The organism is uncultured Gimesia sp. (genome assembly GCF_937910335.1).
Lineage (GTDB): Bacteria > Planctomycetota > Planctomycetia > Planctomycetales > Planctomycetaceae > Gimesia.
The window spans coordinates 1-7683 of record NZ_CALEMX010000230.1 but is presented as its reverse complement, the minus strand read 5'-3'; the positions used below and the strand labels follow the sequence as shown (position 1 = coordinate 7683).

The following is a 7683-nucleotide window of genomic DNA, read 5'->3' as shown; positions in this document are numbered from 1 at the left end:
TCATTTCCAGTCAAAGCAACCAACACAACACCAGCGCCCGACAACAAGTATCTGAGTGGCTCGGCGCTAGCCGCCGTTGGCAAGGCAAGGGGCGCCGTCACACGAATCGCCGTTAGAAAGTAACCATCAGAAACACACGGCAACAATATCATCTAAGGACAGCCCCTATAAAAAGTAGGCGAGGACCCATCTAAAAGGTAGGGGCGGAACCCATGTGTCCGCCCGCCAGAACGTTTCGTGCTTTTCGTGGTAGAAATTAATCCACAAGGATGTTGGCCTAACCAACCCACGCACAAAGATTCTACCCGATAGCCACAAACAGGCAGCAGATGAAAATCCAGCAGTGCTCATCAGAGCATGAGCAGCAGAACAATGATCGCCACAATGTTCGATTTAATCAGAAAAAAACGGAGCCGCACATTGTCAACCGCTGTTGGGCCCCCCATCAACCATCATCCAAAAACCATCAACATCGAACCAAACACGGGTCAGAATTTTTCGTGACTTTCGTGCTTTTCGTGGTAGAAAATCCACCACGAATGACCAGAGTAAATCGATTCAAAAAAGAATGGATAAAGGCATCGCAAACCTTTATATTGAAGCGACTGTATCGCACTCCGATGAAACAGAATAGACAGCTAAAACCGTCAAAAAACTTGACCTCGAATTAAGATACAATCTAAAATGGGACATCCAGACTGAATGGGGAAAATCCTAAGGAGTAATATCGGTATGCAAAATTGTTTTTCTTATGATTCAACAGAGCCTGAATTTGTTCAACCCGATTATCGAAAGTGGGAAGCAGTCCAGGTCGGAATGAGTCGAGATGAAGTTGTTGCATTGCTCGGCCCCCCGCTCGAGGATCCCTATCGGGCTGATGCTAATTGCTCTTATGGACATTTACAAATGCCGATGCTTCCCGAGCGGCGCACTTATGTGTTTTTAATTGGGTATGATGAAAACGAGAGAGTCTTTAGGAAAACAGATCCTTTCATGGGAAAACTGTCATTGGACGGAACTCCTTCGATACCAGAAATAATCATTCCTATTTCACGAACGGCTTTTTCACACTATCCTCGGATCCTGGACTGTAGATGGTATCCCAGTTCTGGTGAATACCCCATAACTTATACCATAGAAGAAAGTTGGGCCAGCCCCTTGGAACCGGAGAAATTTGATAAACCCGTAGAGCTGGATACTCAAATCCCAATCCCTTTTTATATGTTTAATTTTGGAGGATCACAACCAGGACGAATTCGAGTAAAAGCCAGAAACAGACTTGGTGAGAGTGAATGGTCCGAATATTGTTATTTTAGTTTTGCAATTCAAAAGTAGAAATATTGATCAAAAAAAAGCTTCTACTACATATGCGAATTTCTCGAAGGATTAAAAAGGGGGCAGAACTGAATAGATATAGACCCGGTATCTCACTTACGAGTACTGTTGGGCCTGTTTTCATAGAAGCAGATTCAAGCAGCACATTAAATAGCGGTTGGCTCTGTCTTATATCCGCTAGATTGATAACACAAAAAATCCCTGGTCGAGAAGTCTCGACCAGGGGTGCTTCGTTGTCAAATAGCAGGTTTACCTTCATCCGCACTTAGCGGCCTGCACGCCAGTTGTAGTTGTTACGGTTGTAGTTGTTGAGATTGTAGCTGCTCTGATAGCGATTGAGGTTGTAATTGCGATTATAATCAAAGCGATTGCTATTGTAAGGATACGCATTCATGCTCGATTGCGAACGGTAATTGTAGTTCGTCATCGATGGCCTGGTCGTGCAGCGAGAACTGTTATTCGAATTGCTGAAACGATTTGAAAGGTAATCATATTGGTTGGTTGCGCGGCGATGATTCAGGTAGCCGCGACTATTGTTATTGTACGAGTTGTTGTTAGTCCAGCTGCGTTGGCTGAAGCCGTTATAGTTTCTCGCATTATATTGATTTGGTTGATAGTACGGCGTTGCGGCGAATGCCGTGCTGCTGACAAATGTGATGGTGGCCAATGCTGCGAAAGCGATTGTGAAGTTTTTCATCATTATCTCCCTTAATGTTCTAATTGTTTGATTGTGGCTTAATAGCGTTGATATGGTATTAAGCATGTATCGTGCCAATCAAATTGATTTGGTTTATAATATGTTGATATATAATGGTTTGGGTAAATAGTGGCGTCTCTGGCATGGGTGCAATTGTTGTCATTATTTCAATAAAATGGAATAAACTACAATCAAAATGACACGGATTTGCGCTGCGAATGTCATCCAAATGACTTTTGGCGGGGTGCTGGCGCAGGTTGCTTTCTGGAAAATCAGATAGCGGGAGCAAGCCGATAAGCCGGGTTATGTCGAGAGTGGCCATTTATCTGGGACAGCAGTTGCCTGCTGCCTCGCGCGACCGACCCGAGAGTCATAACGGATCGGGCCGATCCGTGTCCTGGCGAACCAAAACTGCTCTCTGCTTGGTCTTGCACCCGGTGGGGTTTACCTAGCCAGACCGGTCACCCGGCCCGCTGGTGCGCTCTTACCGCACCGTTTCACCCTTACCCGTCTGGAAACCAGACAGGCGGTTTGCTTTCTGTTGCACTTTCCCTGTCCTCGCGGACGGTGGGAGTTACCCACCACCGTGCCCTGTGGAGCCCGGACTTTCCTCCACGAATTCCGAAGAATCCGCAGCGACCACTTAGCCGACTCCCGCTACTGAATTATTCAGTATAAGCTATGCAAGTCATTTGAAGTATCCCCAAAATCAGACTTTTCTCTACATAAGGGCTTTATAATGTCTGGCCAGCAGTATAGATTAATAATATGCGGGCATATCAAGGCATCTCAGATGTTTTCTACAGACAAATCACCAGGAAGTAAGAATGTTAGGCGAATTAAACCCTTGTGGAGGCGGGGACCCGATTCCACTGCTTTCAGAGGTACTGTTAGTCGGCCGCCGCAGCCGGTGTGACATCACATTGGATTTTCCCAATATCTCTTCGCATCATTGCCGGTTAGAATTTCTCAATGGCTATTGGCGCGTACGCGATATGAACAGCCGCAACGGGATCAAAGTCAATGGCGAGCGATGCGATATGAAATGGTTGCTGCCCGGCGACAAACTCTCGATAGCCAAACACGAATTCGAAGTGAATTATACTCCCCAATCTGATGAGCCTCCGCCGGAAGAAGAGAATCCATTCGAACTCAGTCTGATGGAGAAAGCAGGATTAGTCCAACCGGAGAAGCGTCCGCAACGATCATTGGCGCCTCCTGCTCAGAAGCCAAAAGAGATTGTGCTGCCCGAAGACGAATCAGAAATGACCGAAGATGAACTGGGTCTGAAATTTCTGATTGACCTTGATGACGAGCAGAGTGATTCATCATAAAAATCGAACAATGGTTATGGAACCAGGACTGTAGTGGGTAAGAAAAAAGGAAAAAAGATTCGGGTTGCGTTTAAAAAAAACCGCCAGAAAAACGTCAGGCAGAATAAGCTTTCCAGTCATAAAGTCGATGAGCAGCTCGATTCACAATATATGGATGCCTCCGAACGTCTGACTGGTAAAGGAGACCTGACGCGTCACCGCACCGTAATGGGAGTCGAGCAGGAAACCCCGGATGGTGAATCATCCATTGTGATTGACATAGACGAGAGCAGTTGTCTCAAAGGTCGTGTCCTTCGGTCACAGGGATTGAACTCAGTCGTGCAGGCAGCAGATGGCCGCCTTTACGATTGTACGATACGCCGTCTGGTCAGGACCATGTCCCGGGATGATCGCAATGCCGTGGTCGCCGGTGATCATGTTTTGATTCGACTTGAAGGAGATGGGAATCAGGCGGTCATAGAACGAGTAGAGCCGAGACGTTCTTATTTATCTCGAGGCAGCAAGCGTCGCGAACATATTCTGGTCAGTAATATTGATCAAGCGGTGATTGTTGTCTCTGCTGCAGATCCCCCACTGAAACCATCGCTCATCGACCGTTTCCTGATCAGTTCAGAAAAGGGCCGGATTCATTCCATCATCTGCATTAATAAAATCGATCTTGTTGATCCCGTCGAATTTCAATCGTTGATTGGCGTTTATGCTCAATTGGGTTACGACATCGTATTAACAAGTGCCATCGATGATACCGGAATTCCGCGCCTGCGGTCTTTGCTCAAAGGAAAACAGACCGTTTTTTCCGGTCAAAGTGGTGTAGGCAAGTCGTCGTTACTGAATCAGATAGACAGTCAGTTATTGCTGGAGACTGCCGAAATCAGTCAGGAGACTCGCAAAGGAAAACACACAACGCGCTCTGCTGTTTTATTGGAAATCTCAAGCGGGGGCTGGGTGGCAGACACACCCGGTATTCGACAGTTACAGTTATGGGATGTGAGTCCGGAAGAAGTCGAAGGATTCTTTCGCGACTTTTGTCCCTACATTCCTCAATGCCGTTTTCCGGATTGTTCACACACACATGAGTCTGATTGCGGTGTGAAACGTGCGGTCGCCAGTGATTTCATTTCCCGGCAGCGCTATCAGAGCTATCTGAAAATTATTGCCGGCGATGAGCCGCGACCCGTTTATCATCAGTAAACAAGGCTGTTTCTGCTGCCGCGAAGTCCTTGTCGTTTTTCGCCTGCACGACAGTTGAACCTCGCTTCTTTGTTGCTTAGACTCATTGATAAGCTTCCTGAACTGTTGGGCTGTTCGCTTCGTCGGCGATCTCCTGCCTGAAAACCTCCCGCATGGAAAGTCATTCTTATGAAACTGAGAACCATATCAACTCTTTGCTTGACCGCACTCGTACTTTTCGGCCTGTGCCTGCTTATTCCAGATGATTCAAGCAGACTTTTGAGTCAGGAACAGCCGACGGCCAATGGTCAGCACGCTGGTTGCAAAACGGTCTTGGACTATGGTGCGCGAGGAGATGGCAAAACCGATGATACGGCTGCGATTCAAAAAATGGTGGATGCGTCGGTTGGTTCGCTGCGGTTTCCTCGCGGCCGTTATCGATTCACCAGGCCGGTTGTGATTGATTTGAACAAAGTGGGGCCGACTTCGGTTTCCGGAGATGGCACGGCAACCATTCTGATGGAAGGCGCGGGTCCGGCCTTTCATTTTATTGGCACTCATAACGGAACAGCCGCCCCCAAAACAGTTCAGCCGGTAGTCTGGAAAAAAGAGCGCACGCCCATGGTTGACGGCATCGAGATTGTCGGCAAGCACCCGGAAGCCATTGGCGTCTCTGCGACAAAAACGATGCAGATCACTATTACACGTCTGGTGGTCCGCAAGGCCCTGCATGGCATTTATCTCTACGAACGTAACCGGAATGTGGCCATTGATGATTGCCATCTTTATCAGAATGAAGGAGTGGGCATTTATCTGGATAAATTGAACCTGCATCAGATCAATATTTCCGATTCTCATATCAGCTACAATAAATTGGGAGGGATTGTGGTGCGAGAAAGCCAAATTCGGAATATTCAAATCGGGAACTGTGACATTGAAGGCAACATGGGTGAAGAGACACCCGCCACTGCAAATATTCTGTTTGATATTCGAAAGGGTTCTCTAAGGGAAGGTGCGATTTTTGGTTGCACGATTCAACATACGAATCATGCGATTGATTCTGCTAACGTGCGATTTATTGGCAATGGGCCAGAAGATCCGCGTAAGGTTGGCAATTTTGCAATCGCCGACAATTCCATGAGCGACGTCGCCGTCAATATTCATTTAAAGCATGCCCGTGGTATCACGATTACCGGCAATACACTCTGGCAGGCTTACGAACACAATTTGCTCGTCGAGGATTCTTCTTATATTGTTTTGGGAGCGAATTTATTGGATCGAAACCCTGACTACCGGGCGAAGACAAAAAATGCGAATGTATTCAAAGACTGCAGCGATTGCACACTCAACAGCCTGAATATTAAATCGACTCGGGAAGTAGCCGCCGGTTTGATTCTGGAAAACTGTGAGAGAATGAATGTCACGAATTGTTCAATTCGTGAGTGTGAAAATGGCGGCATATTGCTGAATAATGTGAAACAATCTCGCATTTCTGATTGTTTGATTACAGAAGCCGCCAAGGACTTTGCAATTCGTGTCACAGGGGGGCAACAGAATCAAGTGACGGACAATTTGGTTTCGGGTTCTGTAGAAATTGATTCGGGAACAGTGTCAACAAATAATCTATCGCTGGAATGAGTGGGTTCATTTTCCTGATGAGCGTCGTAGAGGATGGTTGTTACTGTAATCGTAGTTTACAGATCAGCCATCCAGTCTTGCAGTGCACGAACTTGAGGTGTGGAATCTTCTGCCAGGGCATCCAATGCTTTGACAACCGCCAGACACCCGGGAATGGTTGTGACACAGGTGACGCCATAAGAAACCGAGGCAGAGCGAATTTTGCCTTCATCGGTTCTTGAACCTTTTCCACTGGGCGTGTTGAAGATGAATTGCACGTCCTGATTTGCCATCATGTCTAACAGATTCGGGCGACCTTCTTTCAGTTTTTTCACAGTCGAAACTTCCAGGCCAGCTTCTTGAAGAACCCGCGCTGTACCTGACGTTGAAACAATTTTGTATCCCAGCTCAATCAACCGTCGTGCGGGTTCGATAATCATTTCTTTGTAAACATCTGCCATGCTGATAAAGACGGTTCCCTCTGAAGGCAGATTTGTGCTGGCGGCCAATTGGCTTTTCGCAAAGGCCATTGCGAAGCCTTTGGAGATCCCCATTACTTCACCCGTCGAACGCATTTCAGGGCCGAGAATAATATCGACTCCCAGAAATCGTGAAAACGGAAAGACGCTTTCTTTGACGGAAGTATGCTTCGGCGTGGGTTCTTTTGTAATACCCTGTTCGATTAATGAAACACCGGCCATGACTTTGGCAGCGATACGGGGCAAAGAAATTCCTGTGGCTTTGGATACGAAGGGTGACGTACGGCTGGCACGGGGATTGACTTCGAGAATATAAACGTCATATCCTTCAGCAGACTGTTTGACTGCAAATTGAAGATTCATCAGGCCTTTGACTTTTAATTCTCGTGCCAGGGCATGTGTCGCTCGTTTTATTTCATCGATGACGGAATCGGGCAATGAGTGTGGCGGTAAAACACAGGCCGAGTCTCCGGAATGAACTCCCGCTTCTTCAATATGCTCCATCACGCCACCCACCATCGTGGTTATGCCATCAGAAATTGCATCGACGTCAACTTCAATCGCATCTTCCAGAAACTGGTCGACAAGTACAGGGTGATCTGGCGAAGCATTGACGGCTTCATTCATATACCGCACGAGAGATTCTTCGTCATAACAAATCTCCATTGCCCGTCCGCCCAAAACGTAACTGGGACGAACCAGAATCGGATAACTGATATTGTTGGCAACTGCACGCGCGCTTTCCGTGTCCGTCGCAATTCCATTTGGTGGTTGACGCAAGTTGAGTTTCTCAAGAATCGCCTGAAAGCGTTCCCGGTCTTCTGCCGCATCAATCATGTCCGGACTCGTGCCGATGATATTTACACCGGCGGCTTCCAGTCCGCGGGCTAAATTAAGCGGCGTTTGTCCGCCGAACTGCACGATCACACCGTCGGGCTGCATTCGATCGCAAATATTCAGCACGTCTTCTGTTGTAAGTGGTTCAAAGAATAAATGATCTGATGTATCATAATCGGTGGAAACGGTTTCGGTATTCGAATTGACCATGATG

The 7683-nt window shown here is 47.2% G+C and carries 6 protein-coding genes and 1 other RNA gene; 4 read left to right on the top strand and 3 right to left on the bottom strand.

What is annotated here, in order from left to right; translation table 11 throughout:
* The first annotated feature begins 732 nt into the window (after positions 1 to 732).
* Entirely contained in the window at positions 733 to 1335 is a 603-nt protein-coding gene (locus tag Q0668_RS09095; RefSeq protein ID WP_298863191.1) for a hypothetical protein, read from the top strand.
* A gap of 265 nt (positions 1336 to 1600) precedes the next feature.
* Here the strand turns inward: Q0668_RS09095 and Q0668_RS09090 are convergent, their stop codons facing one another.
* Both Q0668_RS09090 and rnpB read right to left on the bottom strand, forming a co-directional pair.
* The gene (locus Q0668_RS09090; RefSeq protein ID WP_298863188.1) at positions 1601 to 2032 is read right to left on the bottom strand and encodes a hypothetical protein; all 432 of its coding nucleotides are present in this window, start codon (positions 2030 to 2032) and stop codon (positions 1601 to 1603) included.
* Positions 2033 to 2310: 278 nt separating this feature from the next.
* An RNA gene (rnpB, locus tag Q0668_RS09085) (RNase P RNA component class A) lies at positions 2311 to 2687 on the bottom strand.
* Between the two features lie 172 nt (positions 2688 to 2859).
* On the opposite strand from rnpB, the gene Q0668_RS09080 reads away from it, so the two are divergent.
* The 3 genes from Q0668_RS09080 (at position 2860) to Q0668_RS09070 (ending at position 6174) form a co-directional block, all read left to right on the top strand.
* A complete protein-coding gene (locus Q0668_RS09080; RefSeq protein ID WP_298863185.1) occupies positions 2860 to 3366 on the top strand; it encodes an FHA domain-containing protein in 507 nt (168 codons plus the stop codon).
* A 33-nt stretch (positions 3367 to 3399) separates the two neighbouring features.
* The gene (rsgA, locus tag Q0668_RS09075; protein WP_298863182.1) at positions 3400 to 4557 is read left to right on the top strand and encodes a ribosome small subunit-dependent GTPase A; all 1158 of its coding nucleotides are present in this window, start codon (positions 3400 to 3402) and stop codon (positions 4555 to 4557) included.
* A 168-nt stretch (positions 4558 to 4725) separates the two neighbouring features.
* Positions 4726 to 6174 carry a right-handed parallel beta-helix repeat-containing protein gene (locus tag Q0668_RS09070; RefSeq protein WP_298863180.1) on the top strand — a complete coding sequence of 483 codons (1449 nt, stop codon included), beginning with the start codon at positions 4726 to 4728 and terminating at the stop codon, positions 6172 to 6174.
* Positions 6175 to 6230: 56 nt separating this feature from the next.
* Here the strand turns inward: Q0668_RS09070 and carB are convergent.
* Positions 6231 to 7683: carbamoyl-phosphate synthase large subunit (gene carB / locus Q0668_RS09065; RefSeq protein ID WP_298863174.1), on the bottom strand; the 1453-nt coding region annotated here is incomplete at its 5' end.